The organism is Mesorhizobium monacense, assembly GCF_056781675.1.
On the sequence record NZ_CM165567.1, the window covers coordinates 5,196,744 to 5,220,964 of the forward strand.

The following is a 24,221-nucleotide window of genomic DNA, read 5'->3' on the forward strand; positions in this document are numbered from 1 at the left end:
TCTTGGCCGCGCGCCGCAAAGCGACGACGCAGATATCGCGGCTGGCGCACCGCGCGAGCGGGACGGCGGCCGCCAACCGCATGGTGCCGGAGGAAACGCCGGTGGCGTTCTCCTTCGCCGGCACCACGCACGCGGTGATGATGGCAAGCCCTGCCGATTTCGAGGATTTCGCGCTCGGCTTCTCGCTGACCGAGGGCATCGTTGCCGCTCCTGACGAGATCGAGGCGATCGAGGTCGAAGATCTTGGCGCGGGCATCGACATCCAGATCCGGTTGAAAGACAAGGCCAATACGCGCTTCCAGGCGCGGCGGCGGCGGCTTGCCGGTCCGGTCGGCTGTGGGTTGTGTGGCATCGAGTCTATCGAAGAGGCCATGCGTTCGGTCGATGCGGTCGGTGCGTCAAAGCTTACGCTTTCAGCCGACGATATCGTCCGCTCGGTCAAGCTTTTGTCGAAGGTGCAGCCGTTGCACACCGAGACCGGCGCTGTGCACGCCGCGGGCTTTTATATCCCCGGCAAGGGCATCGTCATGGCGCGCGAGGATGTCGGCCGCCACAATGCGCTGGACAAGCTGGCCGGCGCGCTGGCCAAGGCCGGCATCGACGGCGCGTCAGGCGCCGTCGTCGTGACGTCGCGTGTCTCGGTCGAGATGGTGCAGAAGACGGCGGCCATCGGTGCCGCCATCATCATCGCCGTTTCGGCGCCGACAGCACTTGCCATCCGCACCGCGGAAGACGCGGGCATGACGCTCGTCGCGTTGGTTCGCGGCGACGATTTCGATGTTTTCACCCACCCGGACCGGGTGGCTTCCGGAGTTGCCAAGCATGTCGCGTGACGAAGAACACATCATGAGCACCAAGGAAAAGCTGGTGCGCATGGCCAACCAGATCGCCGATTTCTTCCATTCCAAGCCGCGCGAGGAAGGCATTGCCGGCGTTGCCGAGCACATCAACAAGTTCTGGGAGCCGCGGATGCGGCGGCAGCTGTTCGAGATGCTGGACAGCGGCACCGAGGGCTTCAACGAACTGGTGGTAGCCGCCTCCGCCAAGATCAAGCGGCCCAAGGCTCCAGAACAGGCCGACAAGAACATCGGCTACACCGGGCCTGCCCCGGCCGAGAACGCAGCCCGCTGAAATAGCCCGACAACAGCGCGCCAGTAGGGGCCACCTTCTCCCCGTGAACGGGGAGAAGGGAAGAAGCGCTACCCATGCGCCACCATGACGTGGCGAACGGCTGTGTAATCCTCCAGCGCGTAGAGTGACATGTCCTTGCCGTAGCCGGACTGCTTCAGTCCGCCATGCGGCATCTCGTTGGTCAGCATGAAGTGGGTGTTGATCCAGGTGCAGCCATACTGCAGGCGGGCGGCGGTCGCCATGGCGCGCGAGACGTCCTTGGTCCACACTGACGACGCCAGCCCGTAGTCGCTGTCATTGGCCCAGTTCACGGCTTCGTCGACCTCCGAGAAGCGGGTGATCGAAACGACCGGACCGAACACTTCGCGGCGCACGATCTCGTCTTCCTGCAGCGCGCCGGCAACGACCGTCGGCTGGTAGAAGAAACCCGAGCCCTCGCCCGGCTTGCCGCCGGTGGTGATCTCGATGTGCTTCAGCTCTGAAGCGCGCTCGACGAAGCTCGACACGCGGTCGCGCTGGCGGCGCGATATCAGCGGCCCGATCTCGTTCTCGGTGTCGTCGGGGCGGTTGTATTTGATGGTCGAGACCGCCGAAGAGAGATCGGCGACGAGCTTGTCATAGATCTTCCTGCCGGCATAGATGCGGCAGGCGGCGGTGCAGTCCTGGCCGGCATTGTAGTAGCCGAAGGCGCGCAGACCATTGACCACAGCGCCAAGATCGGCGTCGTCGAAGACGATGACCGGCGCCTTGCCGCCGAGCTCGAGATGCGTGCGCTTGACCGACTTGGCGGCCGCCTGCAGCACCTTCTTGCCTGTGGCGACGTCGCCGGTGATCGAGATCATATTGACCTTGGCATGGTTGATCAGCGTGTTGCCGACGCTGTCGCCACGGCCGAGCACGACATTGACGACGCCCTCGGGAAGCACCTCGGCGAGGATCCTGGCCAGCTTCAGCGCGGTCAGCGGCGTCTGCTCGGACGGTTTGAACACGACTGTGTTGCCGCCGCCGATGGCCGGCGCCAGCTTCCACGCCATCATCATCAGCGGATAGTTCCACGGCGCGATCGAGGCGACAATGCCGATCGGGTCGCGCCTGACCATCGAGGTATGGCCGGGCAGATATTCGCCGGCGACCACGCCTGGCATCGAGCGGACTGCGCCGGCAAAGAAGCGGTAGCAGTCGACGATCGCCGGGATCTCGTCATTGAGCACAGCATTGATCGGCTTGCCGCAGTTCAGCGCCTCGAGCGCGGCGAATTCTTGCGCTTCGGCCTCGATGCGGTCGGCGATCTTCAAGAGATAGCCGGAGCGCTGCGCCGGCGTGGTGCGCGACCAGGTGACGAAGGCCTTTTCCGCCGCAGCCACCGCCGCTTCGATCTGCGCCGGGCTGGCTTCCGGCAGGTTTAGGATGGTCGCCCCGGTTTTGGGATTGAGGATCGGCTCTTCGGTCTCAGTGCCCTTGTCGAAGATCGAGCCGATCAGCATCTGGGTGTCCATGGAAGTCTCTCCCTTATTCTTTGGGGTTATTTGCCCGAACCGGCGATCTGGTCGCCGTCGCGGGTCAGGTAATAGGCAAGCAGGATGGGCAGCAGCGTCACCAGCACGACGACCATGGCGACGACATTGGTGACCGGGCGCTGGCGCGGCCGGATCAGCTCCTCCAGCATCCAGATCGGCACGGTCTGCTGCTGGCCGGCGGTGAAGGTGGTGACGATGACTTCGTCAAAGGACAAAGCGAAGGCGAGCATGCCGCCGGCAAGCAGTGCGGTGGCGATGTTGGGCAGCACCACATGCCGGAACGTCTGGAAGCCGTCGGCGCCGAGATCCATCGAGGCCTCGATCATCGAGCCGGAAGTGCGGCGGAAGCGGGCGACCGCATTGTTGTAGACCACGACGACGCAGAAGGTGGCGTGGCCAAGGACGATCGTCCAGAACGAGAACGGGATGTCGGCCAGCGAAAAAGCCGAGCGCAGCGCAATGCCGGTGATGATGCCGGGTAGCGCGATCGGCAGGATGACCAGCAGCGAGATGGCTTCACGGCCGAAGAAGCGCGTCTGCGAGACAGCGGCGGCGCAGAGCGTACCGAGCACCAGCGCGATGGCCGTCGAGATGGCCGCGACGCGGACCGACAGCGACAGCGCTTCCCAGACATCCGGACGATTCCATGTGACGGCGAACCATTGCGTGGTCAGCCCCGGCGGCGGCCAGACGAAGCTTTTCTCTTCGGTGGTGAAGGCATAGACGAAGATCAGCAGGATCGGCAGATGCAGGAAGAGCAGGCCGCAGGCAGCGGCGATCTTCAGTCCGAGAGGGGCCGACTGGCCGCGGTCAGAGCGCATCGAAGGCCCCCATGCGCTTGGCGCCCAAGAGATAGAACCCCATGATGAGGATCGGCACCACGGTGAAGGCGGCGGCGAGCGGGATGTTGCCGGCGGTGCCTTGCTGCGAATAGACGGCCTGGCCGATGAACAGGCGCGAGGTGCCGATGATCTGCGGGATGATGTAGTCACCCAATGTCAGCGAGAAGGTGAAGATCGAGCCGGCGACGATGCCGGGCAGCGCCAGCGGGAACAGCACGTTGCGGAAGGTCTGGCTGGGTGAGGCGCCGAGATCGGACGAGGCCTCGACCAGATTGCCGGGCACGCGTTCGAGCGCGGCCTGAACGGGGAGGATCATGAAGGGCAGCCAGACATAGACGAAGACGATGAAGGTGCCGGTGAAGGAGACCGACAGCGAATTGCCGCCAACGATGGGCAGCGACAGCCAGCCATCGAGCAGCCACAGGAGGTGCAGCTTGGCGAGCAGCCAGGTGAGGATGCCTTCCTTGGCGAGGATGAGCTTCCAGGCGTAGATCTTGACCAGGTAGCTCGACCACAGTGGCAGCATGACGCCGAGATAGAACAGCGCCTTCCAGCGGCCGCGCGCATAGCGCGCCGCATAATAGGCGATGGGAAAGGCGATGACCGCCGATGCCAGCGTGACCAGGGCCGCCATCGTCACCGTGCGCAGGATGATGTCGAGATTGGCGGCCTGGAACAGGTCGCCATAGGTCTTGAGCGTGAACTCGCGGTTGATCAGGCCGGAGAACTCGTCGATCGAAAAGAAGCTCTGCAGCAAGAGCGCAAACAGCGAGCCGATGTAGACGACGCCGAGCCACAGAACCGGCGGCAGCAGCATGAGCAAAAGCAAGAGCTGCGGCCGGCGCCAAAAGAGATCCGATAGCGCGCCGCGCATGCCGCCGCTGCCTGGCAGGATGGCGGGGGCGGTGGCGCGTGGGATGGCGGCGTTGAGACTCATGCCGGCTCGTCCATCAGATGCAGGTGTTCGCGGTTGAAGGTGAGCATGACGGCCTCACCTTCCTCCGGAATGGCAGTGCCCGCCGGCACGATGGCGTGCAGCCTCAACCCGTCGGCATCGAGCGCCAGCCTTGTCGTGGCGCCGAGATAGTTGGTCGAGACGAGACGGGCGGCAACGCCGTCGCCCTTGGCTCCGCGGCCGACACGGATGGATTCGGGACGCAGGCTGCCCCAGCGGTGCTGGCCGGAATAGCGCTGGACGAAATCCGGCGGCAGCACGTTGGAGGAGCCGACGAAATCGGCGACGAAGCGCGTCTTCGGCCGCTGGTAGATATCCTCCGGCGTGCCGATCTGCATGATCCGGCCGTCGTTGAAGACGGCGACGCGATCGGCCATGGACAGCGCCTCGCCCTGGTCGTGGGTGACGAAGACGAAGGTGATGCCGAGCGCCTTCTGCAGCGACTTCAGCTCCTCCTGCATGTTCTCACGCAGCTTGAGATCGAGTGCGCCGAGCGGCTCGTCGAGCAGTAGCACCTTGGGCTGGTTGACCAGGGCTCGCGCCAGCGCGACGCGCTGGCGCTGGCCGCCGGAAAGCTGGCCCGGGCGGCGGGCGCCATAACCCGGGAGCCGGACCAGCGACAGTGCCTCTTCGGCCGCCCTCTGCCGCTCGGGCTTGCCGACGCCCTTGACCATAAGTCCGTAGGCGACATTGTCGAGCACGTTCAGATGCGGGAACAGCGCGTAGTCCTGGAAGACGGTGTTGACGTTGCGGCGATAGGGCGGGACGCCCTCGGCGCGCTCGTCGAAGATCGAGATCGAGCCGGCGGTTGGCTGCTCGAAGCCGGCGATCAGGCGCAGGCAGGTGGTCTTGCCGGACCCCGACGGACCGAGCATGGCAAAAAACTCGCCCGGCGCGATGTCGAGATCGACCGCGTCGACGGCGCGCACGCTGCCGAAATGGCGGGAGACCCTTTGGAAGGAGACGGCGGAGGTCATGGGCTGTCAGTCTGTTGCTGGTTGATTTGTCGATATCGCCAGCGCCGCCACGGATTGCGGGCGGAGCCAGTGAACTGCGCACCTCTTGTGGGGAGGTCGCGCGAAGTCCCGGGTGGGGGTGATCCGGCAAGACTTGCCGAGCATCCCCCCACCTCGCGGACCCCACCCCAACGTTACGCGTCGACCCTTCCCACAAGGGGGAGGGCAATGGACAAAATCACCGACCGCCGATGACGCCGATATAGTCCGACACCCAGCGGTAGTAAGGCACGCACTGGTTGTTCTCGCTGGCGCATTTCGATACCGGCGTCTTCCAGAACTTGATCTTGTCGAAATTGTCGTAGCCGTTGGTCTTGCAGCCCTCTTCGCCAAGCAATTCATTGCCCTTGCAGGCGGCAGGCACCACGGGCAGCGAACCGAACCAGGCGGAGACGTCGCCCTGCACTTTCGGCGACAGCGAATGCTCGAGCCACATATAGGCGCAGTTCGGATGGGCGGCGTCGGCCTGCATCATGGTGGTGTCGGCCCAGCCGGTGACGCCTTCCTCCGGAACGGTCGAGGCGACCGGCTTCTTGGCGGCGACCAGCGTGTTGACCTGGTAGGGCCACGAGCCCGAGGCGACGACGCCCTCGTTCTGGAAATCGTCGACCTGGATGGCGGCGTCATGCCAGTAGCGGCCAACCAGCGTGCGCTGGACGCGCAGCAGGTCGAGCGCCGCCTTGTACTGGTCCTCGGTCAGCTCGTAAGGATCCTTGATACCGAGTTCCGGCTTGTGGAACATCAGGTAGTTGGCGGCGTCGGCGATGTGGATCGGACCATCATAGGCCTGGACGCGGCCCTTGTTCGGCTTGCCGTCGGGCAGGTCCATCGCCTCGAAGACGACGCTCCAGCTCTTTGGCGCTTCCTTGAAGACTTCGGTGTTGTACATCAGCACATTCGGACCCCACTGGTAGGGAACGCCGTAGTGCACCTTGTCGACCGTGAACCAGGGCGCATCCTTCAGGCGGTCGTCGATCGTCTTCCAGCTCGGGACGAGATCGGTGTTGATCGGCTGCACGCGCTTGCCGGCGACGAGCCGCAGCGAGGCATCGCCCGAGGCGGTAACGAGATCGAAGCCGCCCTCATTCATCAGCGAGACCATCTCGTCCGACGTGTTGGCGGTCTTGACGTTGACCTTGCAGCCGGTGTCCTTCTCGAAGGACGTCACCCAGTCATAGCCCTTGTCAGTTTCGCCGCGCTCGATATAGCCCGGCCAGGCGACGATGTTGACCTCGCCCTCGCCCTTGCCGAGTTCCTTGACCTGGGCGATGGCCTGGCTGGAGAAGGTCAGCGCGACCGTCAATGCAGTGCATGACTTCAGGAATGAATTCATCATGATCTCCCATTTTAGGGGCCGCACTCTCGCGGCGGCTTTGGTCCCTGAAATGAAAGGTGCTGCGAAATTTCCGGTTTCGCAAATTCATTTATCAGAAAGGCGATATCGGTTTTACCGATAGCTAGAAGACGGGCCTTGTCATGACCGCTGGCGGACCGTGCGCTGCGACTGCGCAAGGCCGATGAAGTCGCGCGCCGCCTGCGGCAGGCTGGAGCCGCGGCGCCAGACCATGCCGACCTGGACCACCGGCAGGGTGCCGGAAATATCGCGCGATTCGATACGGTCGCCTTCCAGCGACCACGGCCGGTAGACGAGGTCGGGTAAGAGTGCCACGCCGGCACCTGTGGCAACCAGGCTGCGCACCGCCTCGACCGAGCGGGTGCGAAAGGCGACATGCGGCTTGGCGCCGATCGCAACCAGCAGCTTGCCGGTGTTCTCCTCGATCTCGTCGACGGTGAGCATGATCAGCGGTTCGCCGGCGATGTCGCCGATGCCGATGATGTCGGCGCTGGCCAGCTTGTGGCTGAGTGGCACCCACAAGCGGTAGGCCGAGACCTCGAGGATTTCCGACTGCAGCGCGGTGCGGTCGCGCAGGTTCGAGGTAACCATGACGGCGATGTCGAGCTTGCCGCCGATCAGCAGGTGTTCAAGGTAATCGCCATTGTCCTCGATGGCCGAGACCTCGACGCCCGGATAGGCGCGGCGGTAGCGGGCGAGCAGGTCGGAGAGCACATAGCCGGCGACCAGCGAGGTGACGCCGAGCTGCAGGCGGCCGCCGGCCACCAGCTGGTCGCCGAAGAAAGCACGGCGCGCGTCGGAAACGTCGGCCAGGATCTTGGTCGCGTGGCGCAGGAACTGGTGGCCCTTGTGGGTGATGTTGAGGCCGCGCGGATGGCGCTCGAACAGCTCGACGCCTAGATCGCTCTCAAGCTCCTTGATCGCCTCGGTGACCGAGGATTGCGAGATCGAAAGATTCTGGGCTGCGCCCGACACAGTGCCTTGCTCGGCGACGGCGACGAAGAACTGCAATTGGCGGATGGTGAAGGCCATGGCCGGACTAAACACGGCGAAGGCCACGCTGGGAAGTGGCAACACCAGGTCGCTGATCCTGCGAGGGATCAGAACCCGGCTTCGGCGCTCGCAATGCTCAGCCGCGCGCCGGACTCGGCAAGGGCGGCGGCGATGTCGCGCGGTGGCGGGTGGTCGGTGGCGAGTTCGGAAAAGCCGTCGAAACCGCAGACCTGGACCAGCCCCTGGCGGCCGAACTTCGAGTGGTCGGTGATGACCAGCGAACGCTGGCCGCGCGACAGCACCATGCGGGCGAACTCCGCTTCATCCAGATCATAGTCCATCACACCCGCGACAGCATCGACCGCGCCGATGGAGATCACCGCGTGGCTGACGGAGAAGCGGCTGACGAATTCAATGGCCGAGGCGCCGAAGGCCGCGCCGGAATCGCTGCGCAGTTCGCCGCCGGCCATGTAGACCTTGTTGCCGTTGACGGTGGCCAGCGTGCGGGCGATGTCGGACGAATTGGTGACGACCGTCAGCCGTCGGTGGCCGAGCAGCTCGCGGGCGAGGAACGACGTCGTCGTGCCGGTGTCGAGCATGATCGATTCGCCGTCGCGGATGGTGGCGGCGACCATGCGGGCAATGAGGCGCTTTGCGTCGGCGTTATCACGCATGCGCCGCTCGAACGGCGCCTCGCCGACCAATGACGGCAGGCCGATGGCGCCATGCATCTTGAGGACGGAACCGTCGCCGGTGAGCGGCTTGACGTCGCGGCGCACGGTTTCCAGCGAAACCCCCAAGCGATCGGCCAGACTGGCGATTGTGACGGTGCCTTCCTCCTGCAGAAGGCGCAGGATCTCGCCATGCCGTTTCGAGTGGACCATGAGGTTTTCCCGGGGACTTGCGCTGTTGACCGATTCTAAGGCAATTCAAACGTTTTTAAAGGAATTGCTTATGTTTTCGGGCAAAACACCCAAAAAAAGTCACAGCTCTTTGTTGACAGTCAGGCAGCACTGGCGTGAGATCAAAACGTGACAGGCTCGGAACTGCCACTGGAGGTTGATGGCAGAGCCGCACGCAAACGCACCGGCCAAAGCGTCTGGAACGTGCCTGCGCAAGGAATTTTCAGATCCGCGGGGGCGGATGCCGGGGGTTCGAATACCTGGCCAAGGGGCTCGTCGGTGCGGTGCGGGATAATGACCCGGCGTCCCGCACCGACGAGGTTTTTGCGTATCTTCCCGCCGTCGTTGCGCTGTCCGCGGCGCTATGTCGAACCTCAGCCAAACCAGGGATAATCCCGTGATTGCCGAAGACCGCATCCGCGCCCTGCCCTGCTGGACCGGCAGCATCGAGATTGCGCCGCTGCCGGGCGGCCTCAGCAACGCCAACTATGTGGTCAATGACGCGGCCGGGCGGCATGTCGTGCGCTTCGGCCAGGACTATCCTTTCCATCACGTCTTTCGCGAGCGCGAGGTGATGACATCGCGGGCGGCCCATGCCGCCGGCTTCGCGCCGGCGGTCCGCTATGCCGAGCCGGGCATCATGGTGACGGAATATCTCGGCGCCAGGACCTATACGGCCGAAGACGTGCGCGCCAATATCGGCCGCGTCGCGGCGCTGATGCGGGGGTTCCACCGCGAGATGCCCAACCACATCTCCGGCCCCGGCTTCATGTTCTGGGTGTTCCATGTCATCCGTGACTATGCGCGCACGCTGGAGGAAGGCGGCAGCCGCAAGCGGGGCGACCTGCCCTATCTCCTGACGCTGGCGGACGAACTCGAGCGGGCACAGAAGCTCTTGCCGATCGTCTTCGGTCACAACGATCTTTTGCCGGCCAACATTCTAGACGACGGCAACAGGCTGTGGCTGATCGACTTCGAATATGCCGGCTTCAACACGGCGATGTTCGACCTTGCAGGTGCCGCCTCGAATGCCGGCCTGAGCGACGAGGAATCTTTCGCTCTGCTCACCGCCTATTTCATGAAGGAGCCGGACGAGGCGATCCGCCGCTCGCATGCAGCCATGCAATGCGCCTCGCTGCTGCGCGAGGCGATGTGGAGCATGGTCTCCGAACTCTACCTCGACGCACCGGGCATCGATTACGTCGCCTACACCGAGGAAAACCTGGTGCGGCTGGAAGCGGCGCTGGAAAACTACCGGACAAAATACGGGATACTGACATGACCTTGCCCAGCCATGCCGGGATCGTCGTCATCGGCGGCGGCATCATCGGCTGCTCGACGGCCTACCATCTGGCGCGCGACCACAAGGCCGATGTCGTGCTGCTGGAACAGGGCAAGCTGACCTCGGGCTCGACCTGGCATGCGGCGGGACTGGTCGGGCAGTTGCGCTCGTCGGCTTCGATCACGCGCGTGCTCAAATATTCGGTCGAACTCTACAAGGGGCTGGAGGCCGAAACAGGTCTCGCAACCGGCTGGAAGATGACCGGGTGCCTCAGGCTGGCCACCAATGCCGACCGCTGGACCGAATACAAGCGGTTGGCGACGACGGCGAAAAGCTTCGGCATGGACATGCAATTGCTGTCGCCGGCCGAGGTCAAGGCGATGTGGCCGCTGCTCGAAACCGGTGATCTCGTCGGGGCTTCCTGGCTGCCGACGGACGGCCAGGCAAGCCCGTCCGACATCACCCAGTCGCTGGCCAAGGGCGCACGTATGCATGGTGCGAAACTGTTCGAGGATGTCCGAGTCACCGGCTTCGAGATGACGGACGGCCGCATCACCGCGGTGAAGACCAGCAAGGGCGATATTGGCTGCGACAAGGTGGTGAACTGCGCCGGGCAATGGGCAAGGCAGGTGGGTGCCATGGCCGGCATCAACGTGCCGCTGCAGCCAGTCAAGCACCAGTACATCATTACCGAGAAGATCGAGGGCCTGGCGACCGACGCGCCGACCATCCGCGACCCCGACCGCCGCACCTATTTCAAGGAAGAGGTCGGCGGGCTGGTGATGGGCGGCTATGAACCGAACCCGCAGGCCTGGACGACAGGGGACGTTCCGAACGACTGGGAATTCCGCCTGTTCGACGATGACTACGATCATTTCGAGCAGCATATGAGCCAGGCGATTGCACGGGTTCCGGCGCTCGAGACCGTCGGCGTCAAGCAGATGATCAATGGGCCGGAAAGTTTCACGCCTGATGGCAATTTCATCCTCGGCGTGGCTCCGGAATGCACCAACATGTTCGTCGGCGCCGGCTTCAACGCGTTCGGCATCGCCTCCGGCGGCGGCGCCGGCTGGGTGCTGGCGCAATGGGTGGTCGATGGCGAAGCGCCGCTCGATCTGTGGGTGGTCGACATCAGGCGCTTTTCCGGCCTGCATCGCGATCGGCAATGGGTCTGCGACCGCACGCTGGAAGCCTATGGCAAGCACTACACGATCGGCTTTCCGCATGAGGAATACCTCTCGGGACGACCGCGCATCGTTTCGCCGCTCTATGAGCGGTTGAAAACGCATCGCGCGGTGTTCGGCTCGAAACTCGGCTGGGAACGGCCGAATTGGTTCGCGCCCGAGGGCACCGCGCCCAAAGACATCTATTCGATGGGGAGGCAGAACTGGTTCTCGGCGGTTGGTGAGGAGCACAGGCATGTGCGCGAAAAGGTCGGCATTTTCGACCAGTCGTCCTTCGCCAAATACGAGATGACCGGCGCGGATGCGCAGAAGGCGCTCGACTGGATCTGCGCCAACGACGTCGCCAAGCCGGTCGGCCGGCTGACCTACACGCAGCTTCTCAATACCCGTGGCGGCATCGAGGCCGATTTGACCGTGGCGCGGCTTGGCGAAGAAAAATTCTACACCGTCACCGGCACAGGTTTCCGCACCCATGATTTCGCGTGGATCGGCGACCATGTCGGCAAGGACCTCGACGTCACCTTCAGCGACGTCACCGAGGATTTCGGCACATTGTCACTGATGGGGCCCCGCGCCCGCGACGTGCTTTCAGCAGTGACCGACGCGGATGTGTCGAACGCCGCCTTCCCGTTCGGCCAAGTGCGCGAGTTCGCTATTGCCGGCCATACAATTCGGGCGCTGCGCGTCACCTATGTCGGTGAGCTCGGCTGGGAATTGCATGTGCCGATCGCGGCAACCGGCGAGATCTTCGATGCGCTGATGGCGGCGGGCAAGGCATACGACATCCGCCCCGTCGGCTACCGCGCGCTGGAATCGCTCAGGCTGGAGAAGGGCTATCGCGCCTGGGGCTCAGACATCACGCCCAACGACACACCGCAGGAGGCCGGCCTTGGCTGGGCGGTGAAGCTGAGGAAGAACACCGACTTCGTCGGCCGGCGGGCACTTGAGAAGGTCAATGGCGAAGCGCCGAAGAAAAAGTTTGCCGGCTTTACGGTCGACGATCCGGAGATCGTGCTGGTCGGCCGCGAGACGATCCTGCGCAACGGCGAGCCGGTCGGCTACCTCACCAGCGGCGGCTATGGCTACACGGTGGGCAGGAATGTCGGCTTCGGCTATGTGCGAAATGCCGACGGCATAAGCGACGACTTCCTCACCTCCGGCGATTACGAGCTGGTGGTGGCGATGGAGCGCACGCCGGCAAAAATCCATACCGAGCCGCTCTATGATCCGGCAGGAGAAAAAGTCCGGGCTTAGGCCTTCTCCAGCTTCGATCAGTTGACGCGCAAGACGAGACCGCGACTGGGCACCGTGTCGGCTTCGCCCGGCATCGAGACATACGGCGCTGTCTCCTCGTCGCGCGTGACGACGCCTTGCACTTCCAGCTCGGCGATACGGGCGGCAAAGCCGGCCTCCCACAGCGTGTTCTTGACCGTCAGCACGATCACGCCGCCCGGCCGGCAGATGCGGATCAGCTCGTCCAGTCCTTCGGCGCCGACATGACCCGAAGTGAAGACGCCGGCCGAGACGATCCCGGCATAGGCATTGTCTGCGAAAGGCAGCGGCCCGCCGAGCGCCAGGCAGTGAAGCGCCGAATAGATACCCTTGGCGGCCGCCTTGGCCAGCATGCCCTCGGAAATGTCGAGCGCCTCGACTTCTGGATAGCCGGTGATGGCAAGCCATTCGCCGCTGAGCCCGGTACCGGCGCCGGCATCGAGAAGCGGTGCTGCCCCGCGCGGCAGATGACGGGCCAGCAGAGCGAGACAGATCGTCGGATGGCGGTAGCCGGCCGTTGACATGTCGGCATCGTAGGTCTCGGACCAGCTGTCGTAGAGCGCCGCCACCTCCTCGGGCCGCTTCGCCGCATAGGCCGCGCCGAGCGCAGTGTTCTGCTTGCTGTGTGCCATTGCCGCTCGCCCGACTCTTTGCCTGTCACGGGATGATAGCCAAATGGCGAAAACTGTGGAACCGTCGCCGTGATAATAAAGGCGTGAAGGGGGATCGAAGGCGATGGCGGATGAGATAGCGCGCGCGGCACTGGCAACCATTCCAGTACTGGCCGGCTATGACGGACCGCTGGAACGGCTCGGCGGCCTCACCAATCTTGTCTACAGGGCCGGTGATTTCTGCCTGCGCATCCCCGGCAAAGGCACTGAGGAGTACATCAACCGCTCCAACGAAGCCGTGGCGGCGCGCGAGGCGGCGAAGGCCGGCGTCAGCCCCGAGGTGCTGCATGTCGACGCCGGCACGGGCATGATGGTGAGCCGGTTCGTCACCGGCGCCGAGACGATGTCGCCGGAAAAGTTCAAACTGCGCCCGGGCAGCCCGGCGCGCGCGGGCGAGGTCTTCCGCAAGCTGCACACTTCCGGGGCGGTGTTTCCCTTCCGTTTCGAGCTGTTTGCAATGATCGACGACTATCTGAAGATGCTGTCGACCAAGGACGTGGCCTTGCCGCCCGGCTACCACGATGTCGTGCGCGAGGCCGAAACGGTACGTGCCGCGCTTGCCGCCCATCCGCTGCCGCTTGCCGCCTGCCACTGCGATCCGCTGTGCGAGAACTTTCTCGACAACAGCGAGCGGATGTGGATCGTCGACTGGGAATATTCGGGCATGAACGATCCGCTCTGGGATCTCGGCGATCTCAGCGTCGAAGGCAAGTTCGATACCGCGCAGGATGAAGAACTGATGCGCGCCTATTTCGGCCGCGAACCTAAACCGGCCGAGCGCGGCCGCATCGTCATCTACAAGGCGATGTGCGATCTGTTGTGGACGCTGTGGGGGCTGATCCAGCTCGCCAACAACAATCCGGTCGAGAATTTCCGTGTCTATGCCGACGGCCGCTTCGCCCGCTGCAAGGCGCTGATGGAGACGCCGGAGTTTTCAAGGCACCTGGCGGCGGTGCGCCAGGGTTAAGCCCGGCTCAGTTCAATTCACGCCCTTCGGCACGTTCTCGGGCGGCACCACGGTGTCGACCACTTTCTGGCGGTGGAAGATGAACAGGCCGGCGAGCACGACGATGACCGAGCCGATCAGGATGCGTGGGCCGGGCACGTCGCCGAAGAAGACCAGCCCAAAGACCACCGCCCACAGAAGCAGCGTGTAATGCAGCGGCGCCAGCGTCGAGGCCGGTGCCAGTTTCAGCGCCCTGGTGATCATCAGGTGAGCAGCGCAGGAGACGATGCCGAGCAGCAGCATGGCGCCGAAATCGAGCGCCGACGGCGTCTGCCACGCGCCGATGCTCAGCACGCCGCCGACGACCAGCGTGCCGATGGTCTGCCAGGTGACCAGAGTGGTGTCGCTGGTGCCGCGCAGCCGCCGGTTGAGGATGATGGCGAAAGCGAAGGAGATGCTGCCGACGAGCGCGAATATGGAGGACAACGAGAACGCCGCCGAAGACGGCTTCAGCATGATCAGCACGCCGCAGAAGCCGACAAGGATCGCCGCCCACCGGCGCCAGCCGACCTTTTCGCCGAGCAGAAAGTGCGACAGCGCCGCGACGTAGATCGGCCCGGCCATGTAGAAGCTCATCACGTCGGCGAGCGGCAGATAGACGACGGCAGCGTAAAACAGCGCGGTGTCGAGCGTCGTCATCACCACGCGCAGGACCTGCAGCTCCAGCCGCTCCACGCGGAACAGCTTGCCGGCGCCCTGGTTTGCGATCATCGGGCCGAGCACGAAAAAGGCGCCGACCGAGCGGATCAGCACGACCTGGCCGACGGAGAAGCTGGCGACCAGCCACTTGCCCATCGCGTCGTTGAGCGCAAACAGGAAATCGCCGGCCAGCATCAGCAAAATGCCGGCCAAAAGCACGTTCCTGATCGTAAGATTGCGGGCAAGGGAGGGAGCCATGCCGGCTCCCTAGACGCAAGCGGCCGATTTGACGAGCGGAATTCGAGGGAGTCGATAAGACCAGCAGCGGAAATCGGCTGGTTCTATCCTTCCGCGCGCTTTCGGCAGGCCGCGTCGGCACGGTCCGCTATTTAGGCTGCGGCCGAACGATGATCGGGCGATAGAGGATCAGCCTGTCCCAGGGATCGAAAGCCGAAGCGCTTCTGAGTTCCGCGCGCCGATCGAGATCGATGCGCTGCAGGCATTCGGCGAAGGCGTCGTTCTTCTTGGTGAAGCCGTAGGACCGGCATTTCGCCTCATCGGCGGCGCGGCGGTCCTCCGCCGACATGCAGCCCGCGCAAGCCGCCGCCAGTGCAACCGCCATCATCTTTTGCCACATGGTGATCTTCCTCGAACCAAAGTGGAGGCTTATTGTAGACTTAATTGTGGCCAGACAAAGCGGAGCCTTGATGCAGAGAGGCTGGCGGCCTGTTGGGCCTGAAAGGCTCGGCTCGCCTATGACAGGGAGCCGGCTGCCTTGTGCCGACGGTTCACCTGCGCCGGCCGGCCGGCGATCGACAGCCGCGTCTCCTGCTTCGTCCGCTCGGCAACCACCTTGCCCCTGGCGATGACGCAGAGACGTTCAGGGCGCAAGCGAATGGCCTCGACCGGGTTGCCGGCGTCGAGGACGACGAGGCTGGCGCGCCTGCCGACGGCAAGGCCGAGATGGTCGAGGCCCATGATGGCGGCGTTGACGTTGGTGACCATGTCGAAGCAGCGCGCCATGTCGGCCGGGCTCGACATCTGAGCGACGTGCAAGCCCATGAAGGCGACATCGAGCATGTCGGCCGTGCCCAGCGAATACCAAGGGTCGAGCACGCAATCCTGGCCCCAACCGACGCGGATGCCCATGGCGAGCATTTCCTTGACGCGGGTCAGGCCGCGGCGCTTGGGGAACGTATCGTGGCGGCCCTGCAGCATGATGTTGATCAGCGGGTTGGGGATGGCCGAAACGCCGGCCTCGGCGATCAGCGGCAACAGCTTCGAGACGTAGTAGTTTTCCATCGAGTGCATGGAGGTGAGGTGCGAGCCGGCCACCTTGCCCTGCAGCCCCAGCCGCTGCGTCTCATAGGCAAGCTGCTCGATATGACGGGACAATGGGTCGTCGGTCTCGTCGCAATGCAGGTCGACCATCAGGCCGCGCCTGGCGGCGATTTCGCAGAGCTCCGTCACCGAACGCGTGCCGTCGGTCATGGTGCGCTCGAAATGCGGAATGCCGCCGACGATATCGACGCCCATGTCGAGCGCGCGGATGGTGTTCTCAAGCGCCGTCGGCGAACGGTAGAGCCCATCCTGCGGGAAGGCGACCAGCTGCAGGTCGATATAGGGCGCCACCGCCTTCCTGACGTCGAGCAGGGCTTCGACCGCGAGCAGGCGGTCGTCGCAGACATCGACATGGGTGCGGATGGCGAGCAGGCCCATCGATACGGCCCAGTCGCAATAGGCAAGCGCGCGCTCGCGCACCGCCTCGTGCGTCAAAAGCGGCTTCAGCTCGCCCCACAGGGAAATGCCTTCCAGCAGGGTGCCCGACGCATTGATGCGCGGGATGCCGTAGGAGAGGGTGGCATCCATGTGGAAATGCGGATCAACGAAAGGCGGCGCGACCAGATTGCCATACGCATCGATCACCGTGCCCGCGGCAGCGTTCAGCTCGGGCTCGATCGCTGCGATCGTCTCGCCGATGATGCCGATATCGGCAACCCTGCCGTCAGGCAGCGTGCCGCCGCGCACGATGAGGTCGAAATCCATCTCTCGTCATCCTCTTTCCAGAATCATCGTGCCATCGTGGCGCAAAAGTCACCTTGCCGCAGCCATTTCCTTCCGCGGCGACGAAAGGTTCCCTCCGGCGGCAACTCGCTCTATAAGCCGCCTTTCGCCTCCGTGGCGAATTCGAAATTCGCGTCAGCCAGGCATGGGATCAGCCGTTTGTTTCGCTTCTTCCGCTCGACGGAGAACCAGCGCCTCATCGTAAGGCTGGTCAGGGAATCCTTCCGAGAACATAAGTTCGGCTATGGCGCGGCCATACTGTCGATGCTGGTGGTGGCCGCCATGACAGGCGCCAGCGCCTGGATCCTGCGCGAGATCACGAACGAATTCGTCATCTACAAGCGACTGGACCGCGTCAACCTGATTGCGGCCGCGGTCGCCGCAATCTTCATCTTCAAGGGCGTCGCCAATTTCGTCCAGGCCTATTTCATGAGCCGCGTCGGCAACGCCATCATCGCCGACCGGCAGCGCAAGATCTATGACCGGATCCTCGCTCAAGGCATCGAATTCTACCATTCGACCTCGTCGTCCGACCTGATCACCCGCATGACCAACAATGCACAGGCCGCACGCAGCGTCCTTGACCTCGTTGTGACATCCTATGTGCGGGATCTGGTGACGCTGATCGTGCTGGTGGCGGTGATGGTCTGGCAGCAGCCGGCACTGTCTCTGATCTGCTTCGTCATCGGGCCGGTCGCCATATTCGGCGTCAACCGCATCCTGAAGCGCGTCCGCAAGATTGCCGCGATGGAGTTCCGCTCGCTCGGCCAGATCGTGCATGTGATGCAGGAAACGGCAATTGGCGTGCGTGTCGTCAAATCCTTCAATCTCGAAGGCGCGATGCGCAAGCGCATGTACAAGGCGGTATCGGATGTCGAGAACCGCGCCAACAACATCGCAACGCTGGAGGCCGCCACCAGCCCGGTGATGGAAACGCTTGCCGGGCTGGCGATATCCGGCGCCGTCTTTGTCAGCGGCTTCCTGGTCCTGCAGGGTGGTCAGATGCCGGGCAACATCATGGCCTTCATCGGCGCGCTGCTGCTTGCCTATGAACCGGCGAAGCGCCTGGCGCGCGTGCGCATTTCGCTGGAAACCGGCATCGTCGGCGTGCGCATGATGTTCCAACTGGCCGACCGGCCGCTGACCTTGGCCGAAAAGCCAGACGCCAAGCCGCTCAAGGCCGGGCCGGGCGAGATCAAATTCGACGATGTGAGCTTTGCCTACCCTGAGGGGCAGCCGGTGCTGGAGCGCTTCGACCTCACCTTGGCGCCCGGCAGGATGACGGCGCTGGTCGGACCTTCGGGCAGCGGCAAGTCGACCATACTGAACCTGATCATGCGCATGTACGACCCGCAAAGCGGCAAGGTTCTGTTCGACGGCCAGGACATCTCCTACGCAACGCTGGCTTCGGTCAGGGAAAAGATCGCCTATGTCAGCCAGGACACGTTCCTGTTTGTCGGCACCATCATGCACAACATCCGGCTTGGGCGTCAGGACGCCACCGACGAGGAGGTGATCGCCGCCGCCAAGGCGGCCAATGCCCACGACTTCATCAGCGCCACGCCGAAAGGCTACGAGACGGATGTGGGCGAGAACGGCGCCCTGCTTTCAGGCGGCCAGCGCCAGCGCATCTCGATCGCCCGCGCAATGCTGCGCAACGCCGAGATCCTGCTGCTCGACGAAGCAACCAGCGCGCTCGACGCCGAATCCGAGGCCCTGTTCCGCGACGCACTGCAGCAGCTGACGGTGGGGCGCACGACCATCGTCATAGCCCACCGCCTGTCGACCGTGCACCAGGCCGACACGATCGTCGTGCTGGAAGCTGGCAAGGTGGTGGAGAGCGGCTCGCACAAGACGCTGCTCAAGCAGGGCGGGCTGTACCAGAAGCTTTATGAATATCAGCTGATGCCATAGCGCTCTTCCCCTCTCCCACAAGAAGGAAAGAAGGGAAAGCGGTCCTTACTCCGGCACGAACCTCACCGCGCCCTTGGCCGCGCTGGTTGCCATCGAGGCATAGGCGCGTAGAGCGGCCGTTACCTTGCGCTTGCGCATTTCCTCGGGCTTCCAGGCCGTCGCGCCCTTCGCCTCCATGGCCGCGCGACGAGTGGCTAGTTCGGCCTCGCTCACTGCGAGATGGATCTTGCGGTTCGGAATATCGATCTCGATCGTGTCACCCTCCTGCACCAGGCCAATCAGCCCGCCTTCCGCAGCTTCCGGCGAGACGTGGCCGATCGACAGGCCCGACGTGCCGCCGGAGAAGCGGCCGTCGGTGATCAGCGCGCAGGCTTTGCCGAGGCCTTTCGACTTCAGATAGCTGGTCGGGTAGAGCATTTCCTGCATGCCGGGTCCGCCGCGAGGCCCTTCATATCGGATGACGACGACATCGCCGGCCCTGATCTCGTTGGACAGGATCGCCTTGACCGAGGCGTCCTGGCTTTCGAACACCCGGGCCGGGCCGGTGAATTTCAGGATCGACTCGTCGACGCCGGCCGTCTTCACGATGCAGCCGTCCAGCGCCAGATTGCCCTTCAGCACGGCAAGGCCGCCATCTTTCGAGAAGGGAGCGTCCGCCGAGCGGATGACGCCCTTCTCGCGGTCGAGATCGAGCTCGTCCCAGCGGCGATCCTGACTGAAGGCGACCTGCGTCGGCACGCCGCCGGGTGCGGCCAGGAAGAAATCGCGCACGTTCTGGCTCGAAGTGCGGGAAATATCCCAATGGTCGAGGGCCTCGCCGAGGCTCGCCGTATGCACCGTCGGCAGGTCGCGGTTGATCAGCCCGGCCTGGTCGAGCTGGCCGAGGATGGCCATGATGCCGCCGGCACGGTGAACGTCTTCCATGTGGACGTCGGATTTCGCCGGCGCCACCTTGCACAGCACCGGAACACGTCGCGACAGGCGGTCGATGTCCTCCATGGTGAAGTCGACTTCGCCCTCATGCGCCGCGGCGAGGATGTGCAAGACCGTGTTGGTCGAGCCGCCCATGGCGATGTCGAGCGTCATGGCGTTCTCGAAGGCGCCCTTGGAGGCGATGCTGCGCGGCAGCGCCGTCTCGTCGTCCTGCTCGTAGTAACGCTGGGCGAGATCGACGACGAGATGGCCGGCCTCGACGAACAGGCGCTTTCGGTCGGCATGGGTGGCCAGCGTCGAGCCGTTGCCCGGCAGCGAGAGGCCCAAAGCCTCGGTCAGGCAGTTCATCGAATTGGCGGTGAACATCCCGGAGCAGGAGCCGCAGGTCGGGCAGGCCGAGCGCTCGATGATCTTGACGTCTTCGTCCGAGATCTTGTCGTCGGCGGCAGCGACCATGGCGTCGACCAGGTCAAGCGCCTGCGTCTTGCCGGCCAGCACCACCTTGCCGGCCTCCATCGGCCCGCCGGAGACGAAGACGGTCGGGATGTTGAGGCGTAAGCTGGCCATCAGCATGCCGGGCGTGATCTTGTCGCAATTGGAGATGCAGACCATGGCGTCTGCGCAGTGCGCGTTGACCATGTATTCGACCGAGTCGGCGATCAGCTCACGCGAAGGCAGCGAATAGAGCATGCCGTCATGGCCCATGGCGATGCCGTCGTCGACGGCGATGGTGTTGAACTCCTTGGCGACGCCGCCGGCCTTCTCGATCTCGCGCGCGACCAACTGGCCGAGGTCCTTCAAGTGGACATGGCCCGGCACGAACTGGGTGAAGGAATTGACCACGGCGATGATCGGCTTGCCGAAATCCGAATCCTTCATGCCGGTGGCGCGCCACAGGCCGCGGGCGCCGGCCATGTTGCGGCCATGGGTGGTGGTGCGGGAACGATAGGCGGGCATGCATTTTCCTTGCTGTCTGCGTCGCGCTCGACTGGTGGCGCGGCGGAGCTGAATTCGGGCCGCAGGCGTTATAGACGCCATGGTGTGGTCTGGCCACAATTTTGCGCTGCGCCAGAAATTCGCCCGAACCGGTTGACGAAGGTGTTTCCGCCATATATAGCCGATTGGGTATATACCTTGCTGGCTATGGACATCTGATGGACCATCTGGACGCCACCTTCGCCGCGCTTGCCGACCCGACGCGGCGCGCGATTCTTGCCCGCCTCATCCAGGGTGAGGCTTCTGTGATGGAACTGGCCGAGCCGTTTGCGATGAGCCAGCCTTCGATCTCCAAGCATCTCAAGGTGCTGGAAGCCGCCGGGCTGATTTCGCGTGGCCGCGACGCGCAGCGCCGGCCCTGCCGGCTGGAAGCCAGGCCGCTTGCCGAAGCCAATGACTGGCTGGAACGCTACCGCAAGATCTGGGAGGGCAATTTTCAGCGCCTCGACGCCTTGCTGGGCGCAATGAAGGCCGAAAAGAACCCCGGCGACGCGAACCAATAGAAGGAAGCCGCGCGTATCCGCTCGAACGCTCGTCGAGAGAATAAAGAACCCGTGTCGGATCGCCAACTGGCCGAACGTCCTTGGGCAAACTGGGAAGCACAGGAGGATCATCGTGAGCACCACAATTTTGCCCGGCTCGACCGTCGCGACACTGACCGTGACGACGCCCAGCGACCGCGAAGTCCAGATCACCCGCGTCTTCGATGCGCCCCGTCCCATGGTCTTCGACTGCTGGACCATACCGGAACTTCTGAAAGGCTGGCTGCACGGCCCGGACGGCTGGCGGCTGACGGTCTGCGAAATCGACCTGCGGGTGGGCGGCGCCACACGCTATGTCTGGCAGCACCGCGACGGCCGCAGCATGGGCATGAGCGGCGCCTATCGCGAGATCGTGCGCCCGGCCCGGATCGTCGCCACCGAACTGTTCGATGAGGACTGGACTGGCGGCGAGACGGTCGGAACGGTGATCTTCGCCGAGCAGATCGGAAAGACCCTGCTGACGCAGACGGTGCTTTACGCCTCGCAAGCGGCGCGGGACGGCGCACTCGGCACCGGCATGACCACCGGCATGGACGCAAGCTATGCCCAGCTCGACGCCTATCTTGCTTCCCTCCAGGACGCCGCCAAGGGCGCCGCCTGACCCTTCCCCCAAAGAAAATGCCAAGGAGAGAGACCATGCAAAAGATCACCACCTTCCTGTGGTTCGACGGTCAGGCCGAAGAGGCCATGAACCACTACATCTCCATCTTCAAGAACTCGAAGGTACTGAGCGTGACGCGCTGGCCCAAGGGCCACGCTCTTGAAGGCAGCGTGCTGGTGGCCTCGTTCGAGCTCGACGGCATCCCGTTCCTGGCGCTCAACGGCGGACCGCAATACAAGTTCACCGAAGCGATCTCGCTGTCCATCGACTGCAAGACGCAGGAAGAGGTGGACCATTTCTGGACCAGGCTCACAGAGGGCGGCGGTGAGCCCGGCCCATGCGGCTGGCTGAAGGACAAGTTCGGCGTCTCCTGGCAGGTGGTGCCGGAGCAATTGCCCAGGCTGCTGCAGGACCCTGATCAGGCAAAGGCCGGCCGGGCGATGAATGCGATGATGCAAATGGGCAAGATCGACATCGCCAAGATCGAAGAAGCAGCCAGAGGCTGAGCGAAGGCATCGCTTCGGGCAAATGATCTTTGTCCCATTCATGCCGGAACGATCAATTGCCAATGTCGGCGCTGCCCCTCATCACCCTGCCGGCACTTCTCCCCGTATAGTGACGGGGAGAAGTGGCTGGCCGCAACGCTGGCGTTCCCCTCTCCCCGTTCTTCACCGGGAGAGGGTAACGGTGAGGGGCAGCGCCGCGCTAGATGATCTGGCTCAAGCCGCCTTGTCGCGGACCTGATAGTCCTTCACCGCGGCAAAGCGGATCGCCTTCCAGCGCTCGGCTTCGTAGTTAAGCGAGAAGGCGTGCTGGGCGAGAAACACGGGATCATTGTCGAGATCACGGGCGATGTCGCCGCGATGCGCTTCGATGAAGCGCTGGACCTCGGCCTTGTCGTCGGCCGAGATCCAGCGGCAGACGGAGAAGCGCGACATCTCGAAATCGACCGGCAGCGTGTATTCGAAATTCAGCCGCTCTTTCAGCACGTCGAGCTGCAGCGCGCCGACGACGCCGACGATGGCCGGTGAGCCGTCCTCCGGCGAAAACAGCTGCACGACGCCCTCCTCGGCCATCTGGTGCAGCGCTTCCTTGAGCTTCTTGGCCTTCATCGCATCGCCAAGGCGGACGCGGCGCAGGATTTCCGGGGCGAAGTTCGGGACGCCCCGGAACAGGATCTCCTCGCCTTCGGTCAGCGTGTCGCCGATGCGCAGCGTGCCATGGTTGGGGATGCCGACGACGTCGCCGGCAAAAGCCTCGTCGGCGGTGACGCGCGTGCGGGCGAAGAAGAATTGCGGCGCCGACAGGCTCATCGGCTTGCCGGTGCGCACCAGCCTGGCCTTCATGCCGCGCTCTAGCTTGCCGGAGCAGACGCGGACGAAAGCGATGCGGTCGCGGTGGTTGGGGTCCATGTTGGCCTGGATCTTGAAGACGAAGGAGGTCATCTTGTCCTCGGTCGCCTCGACCTTGCGGCTGTCGGCCTCCTGCGCGCGCGGCGGCGGGCCAAAGGCGCCGAGCGCCTCGATCAGGTCGCGGACGCCATAATTGCGCAGTGCCGAGCCGAAATAGACCGGCGTCAGATGGCCCTCGCGAAAAGCATCTATGTCGAGCGGGCGGCAGGCTTCGCGCGCCAGCTCCAGCTCCTCGATGAAGGCCTCGCGCTCGTTTTCCGGCAAGAGACCGGCGACGCGGTTGGAATCGGGACCGTTGACTGGCGTGCGTTCCTTTTCGGCGTCGCCCTTGCGCACGGCATTCAGCGCCAGGTGATAGGTGCCGGAAAAGGTTTTTCCCCGCCCGATCGGCCAGGTGATCGGGGCGGTGTCCAGCGCCAGCTTCTGCTCGATCTCATCGAGGATCTCGAACGGGTCGCGGCTTTCGCGGTCCATCTTGTTGACAAAAGTGATGATCGGGATGTCGCGCAGGCGACAGACCTCGAACAGTTTCAGCGTGCGCGGCTCGATGCCTTTGGCGGCGTCGATGACCATGACCGCCGAATCCACCGCCGACAGGGTGCGATAAGTATCGTCGGCGAAATCCTCGTGGCCGGGCGTGTCGAGCAGGTTGAAGACATTGTCCTCATATTCGAAGGTCATCACCGAGGTGACGACCGAAATGCCGCGCTCGCGCTCGATCTTCATCCAGTCGGACCGCGTCTGGATGCGGTCCTTCTTAGCCTTGACCTCGCCGGCAAGCTGAATGGCGCCGCCGAACAGCAGCAGCTTTTCGGTGAGCGTGGTCTTGCCGGCGTCGGGGTGGGCGATGATCGCGAAAGTGCGGCGGCGCGATACCGCCTGATCGATGTCTTCAGCCAATTTATGGAATCCTGTCTGTGGCGCGGGCTTCTAGCAGCGCTTTCCCGGCCTGTCGACGGTTTTGGGCGGAAAGGCCCTGACCGCACTTGAGCCTG

General features: G+C 64.0%; 22 protein-coding genes. 9 read left to right on the plus strand and 13 right to left on the minus strand.

Features of this window, described 5'->3' with window-relative positions; genetic code table 11:
• Positions 1-2 precede the first annotated feature (2 nt).
• On the plus strand, positions 3-833 hold the full coding sequence (fdhD, locus tag AC1RUK_RS24895) for a formate dehydrogenase accessory sulfurtransferase FdhD (RefSeq protein ID WP_481838531.1): 831 nt from the start codon (positions 3-5) through the stop codon (positions 831-833).
• Positions 823-1,131, plus strand: a complete 309-nt coding sequence (locus tag AC1RUK_RS24900; protein WP_481838530.1) for a formate dehydrogenase subunit delta — start codon at positions 823-825, stop codon at positions 1,129-1,131. The genes fdhD and AC1RUK_RS24900 overlap by 11 nt, the downstream gene beginning before the upstream one ends.
• 68 nt (positions 1,132-1,199) lie before the next feature.
• Here AC1RUK_RS24900 and AC1RUK_RS24905 read toward each other — a convergent pair whose 3' ends face one another.
• The 7 genes from AC1RUK_RS24905 to AC1RUK_RS24935 form a co-directional block, all read right to left on the minus strand.
• Positions 1,200-2,627: a gamma-aminobutyraldehyde dehydrogenase gene (locus AC1RUK_RS24905; RefSeq protein ID WP_481838529.1), complete on the minus strand. Its 1,428-nt coding sequence runs from the start codon at positions 2,625-2,627 to the stop codon at positions 1,200-1,202.
• Between the two features lie 26 nt (positions 2,628-2,653).
• The gene (locus AC1RUK_RS24910) at positions 2,654-3,469 is read right to left on the minus strand and encodes an ABC transporter permease (protein ID WP_436170583.1); all 816 of its coding nucleotides are present in this window, start codon (positions 3,467-3,469) and stop codon (positions 2,654-2,656) included.
• Positions 3,459-4,364: an ABC transporter permease gene (locus AC1RUK_RS24915; RefSeq protein WP_436171853.1), complete on the minus strand. Its 906-nt coding sequence runs from the start codon at positions 4,362-4,364 to the stop codon at positions 3,459-3,461. Before AC1RUK_RS24915 ends, AC1RUK_RS24910 begins: the two co-directional genes overlap by 11 nt.
• 59 nt (positions 4,365-4,423) lie before the next feature.
• Positions 4,424-5,422: an ABC transporter ATP-binding protein gene (locus AC1RUK_RS24920; protein ID WP_481838528.1), complete on the minus strand. Its 999-nt coding sequence runs from the start codon at positions 5,420-5,422 to the stop codon at positions 4,424-4,426.
• A 217-nt stretch (positions 5,423-5,639) separates the two neighbouring features.
• Positions 5,640-6,794, minus strand: a complete 1,155-nt coding sequence (locus AC1RUK_RS24925) for an ABC transporter substrate-binding protein (RefSeq protein ID WP_481839402.1) — start codon at positions 6,792-6,794, stop codon at positions 5,640-5,642.
• Between the two features lie 141 nt (positions 6,795-6,935).
• Positions 6,936-7,847: a LysR family transcriptional regulator gene (locus AC1RUK_RS24930; protein WP_481839401.1), complete on the minus strand. Its 912-nt coding sequence runs from the start codon at positions 7,845-7,847 to the stop codon at positions 6,936-6,938.
• A 68-nt stretch (positions 7,848-7,915) separates the two neighbouring features.
• Positions 7,916-8,692 carry a DeoR/GlpR family DNA-binding transcription regulator gene (locus tag AC1RUK_RS24935; protein ID WP_481838527.1) on the minus strand — a complete coding sequence of 259 codons (777 nt, stop codon included), beginning with the start codon at positions 8,690-8,692 and terminating at the stop codon, positions 7,916-7,918.
• A gap of 415 nt (positions 8,693-9,107) precedes the next feature.
• On the opposite strand from AC1RUK_RS24935, the gene AC1RUK_RS24940 reads away from it, so the two are divergent.
• Both AC1RUK_RS24940 and AC1RUK_RS24945 read left to right on the plus strand, forming a co-directional pair.
• Positions 9,108-9,992 (plus strand): phosphotransferase, encoded by an 885-nt coding sequence (locus tag AC1RUK_RS24940; RefSeq protein WP_481838526.1) that lies wholly within the window; start codon positions 9,108-9,110, stop codon positions 9,990-9,992.
• Positions 9,989-12,430: a GcvT family protein gene (locus AC1RUK_RS24945; protein WP_481838525.1), complete on the plus strand. Its 2,442-nt coding sequence runs from the start codon at positions 9,989-9,991 to the stop codon at positions 12,428-12,430. The genes AC1RUK_RS24940 and AC1RUK_RS24945 overlap by 4 nt, the downstream gene beginning before the upstream one ends.
• 17 nt (positions 12,431-12,447) lie before the next feature.
• Here AC1RUK_RS24945 and AC1RUK_RS24950 read toward each other — a convergent pair whose 3' ends face one another.
• Complete coding sequence (locus tag AC1RUK_RS24950) at positions 12,448-13,080, minus strand: class I SAM-dependent DNA methyltransferase (protein WP_436170578.1); 633 nt, start codon at positions 13,078-13,080, stop codon at positions 12,448-12,450.
• A gap of 103 nt (positions 13,081-13,183) precedes the next feature.
• On the opposite strand from AC1RUK_RS24950, the gene AC1RUK_RS24955 reads away from it, so the two are divergent.
• Positions 13,184-14,086 carry a phosphotransferase gene (locus AC1RUK_RS24955; RefSeq protein WP_481838524.1) on the plus strand — a complete coding sequence of 301 codons (903 nt, stop codon included), beginning with the start codon at positions 13,184-13,186 and terminating at the stop codon, positions 14,084-14,086.
• A gap of 12 nt (positions 14,087-14,098) precedes the next feature.
• On the opposite strand, the gene AC1RUK_RS24960 is transcribed toward AC1RUK_RS24955, so the two are convergent.
• From AC1RUK_RS24960 to AC1RUK_RS24970, 3 genes are all read right to left on the minus strand, one after another.
• The gene (locus AC1RUK_RS24960; RefSeq protein ID WP_481838523.1) at positions 14,099-15,022 is read right to left on the minus strand and encodes a DMT family transporter; all 924 of its coding nucleotides are present in this window, start codon (positions 15,020-15,022) and stop codon (positions 14,099-14,101) included.
• Positions 15,023-15,149: 127 nt separating this feature from the next.
• Positions 15,150-15,401 carry a hypothetical protein gene (locus AC1RUK_RS24965; RefSeq protein ID WP_481838522.1) on the minus strand — a complete coding sequence of 84 codons (252 nt, stop codon included), beginning with the start codon at positions 15,399-15,401 and terminating at the stop codon, positions 15,150-15,152.
• Between the two features lie 116 nt (positions 15,402-15,517).
• Positions 15,518-16,810, minus strand: a complete 1,293-nt coding sequence (locus AC1RUK_RS24970; protein ID WP_481838521.1) for an amidohydrolase family protein — start codon at positions 16,808-16,810, stop codon at positions 15,518-15,520.
• 177 nt (positions 16,811-16,987) lie between these two features.
• On the opposite strand from AC1RUK_RS24970, the gene AC1RUK_RS24975 reads away from it, so the two are divergent.
• A complete protein-coding gene (locus AC1RUK_RS24975) occupies positions 16,988-18,742 on the plus strand; it encodes an ABC transporter ATP-binding protein (RefSeq protein ID WP_481838520.1) in 1,755 nt (584 codons plus the stop codon).
• 45 nt (positions 18,743-18,787) lie between these two features.
• On the opposite strand, the gene ilvD is transcribed toward AC1RUK_RS24975, so the two are convergent.
• Positions 18,788-20,632, minus strand: coding sequence for a dihydroxy-acid dehydratase (gene ilvD, locus AC1RUK_RS24980; protein ID WP_481838519.1), 1,845 nt, complete (start codon positions 20,630-20,632; stop codon positions 18,788-18,790).
• A 197-nt stretch (positions 20,633-20,829) separates the two neighbouring features.
• Between ilvD and AC1RUK_RS24985 the strand changes: the two genes are divergently transcribed.
• The 3 genes from AC1RUK_RS24985 to AC1RUK_RS24995 all read left to right on the plus strand — a co-directional run bounded on the left by AC1RUK_RS24985 (position 20,830) and on the right by AC1RUK_RS24995 (position 22,320).
• Positions 20,830-21,174, plus strand: coding sequence for an ArsR/SmtB family transcription factor (locus AC1RUK_RS24985; RefSeq protein WP_436170571.1), 345 nt, complete (start codon positions 20,830-20,832; stop codon positions 21,172-21,174).
• Between the two features lie 112 nt (positions 21,175-21,286).
• Complete coding sequence (locus AC1RUK_RS24990; RefSeq protein ID WP_481838518.1) at positions 21,287-21,814, plus strand: SRPBCC family protein; 528 nt, start codon at positions 21,287-21,289, stop codon at positions 21,812-21,814.
• A gap of 35 nt (positions 21,815-21,849) precedes the next feature.
• Positions 21,850-22,320, plus strand: a complete 471-nt coding sequence (locus AC1RUK_RS24995) for a VOC family protein (protein ID WP_481838517.1) — start codon at positions 21,850-21,852, stop codon at positions 22,318-22,320.
• A 213-nt stretch (positions 22,321-22,533) separates the two neighbouring features.
• Here AC1RUK_RS24995 and AC1RUK_RS25000 read toward each other — a convergent pair whose 3' ends face one another.
• Entirely contained in the window at positions 22,534-24,126 is a 1,593-nt protein-coding gene (locus AC1RUK_RS25000) for a peptide chain release factor 3 (protein WP_481838516.1), read from the minus strand.
• Positions 24,127-24,221 lie beyond the last annotated feature (95 nt).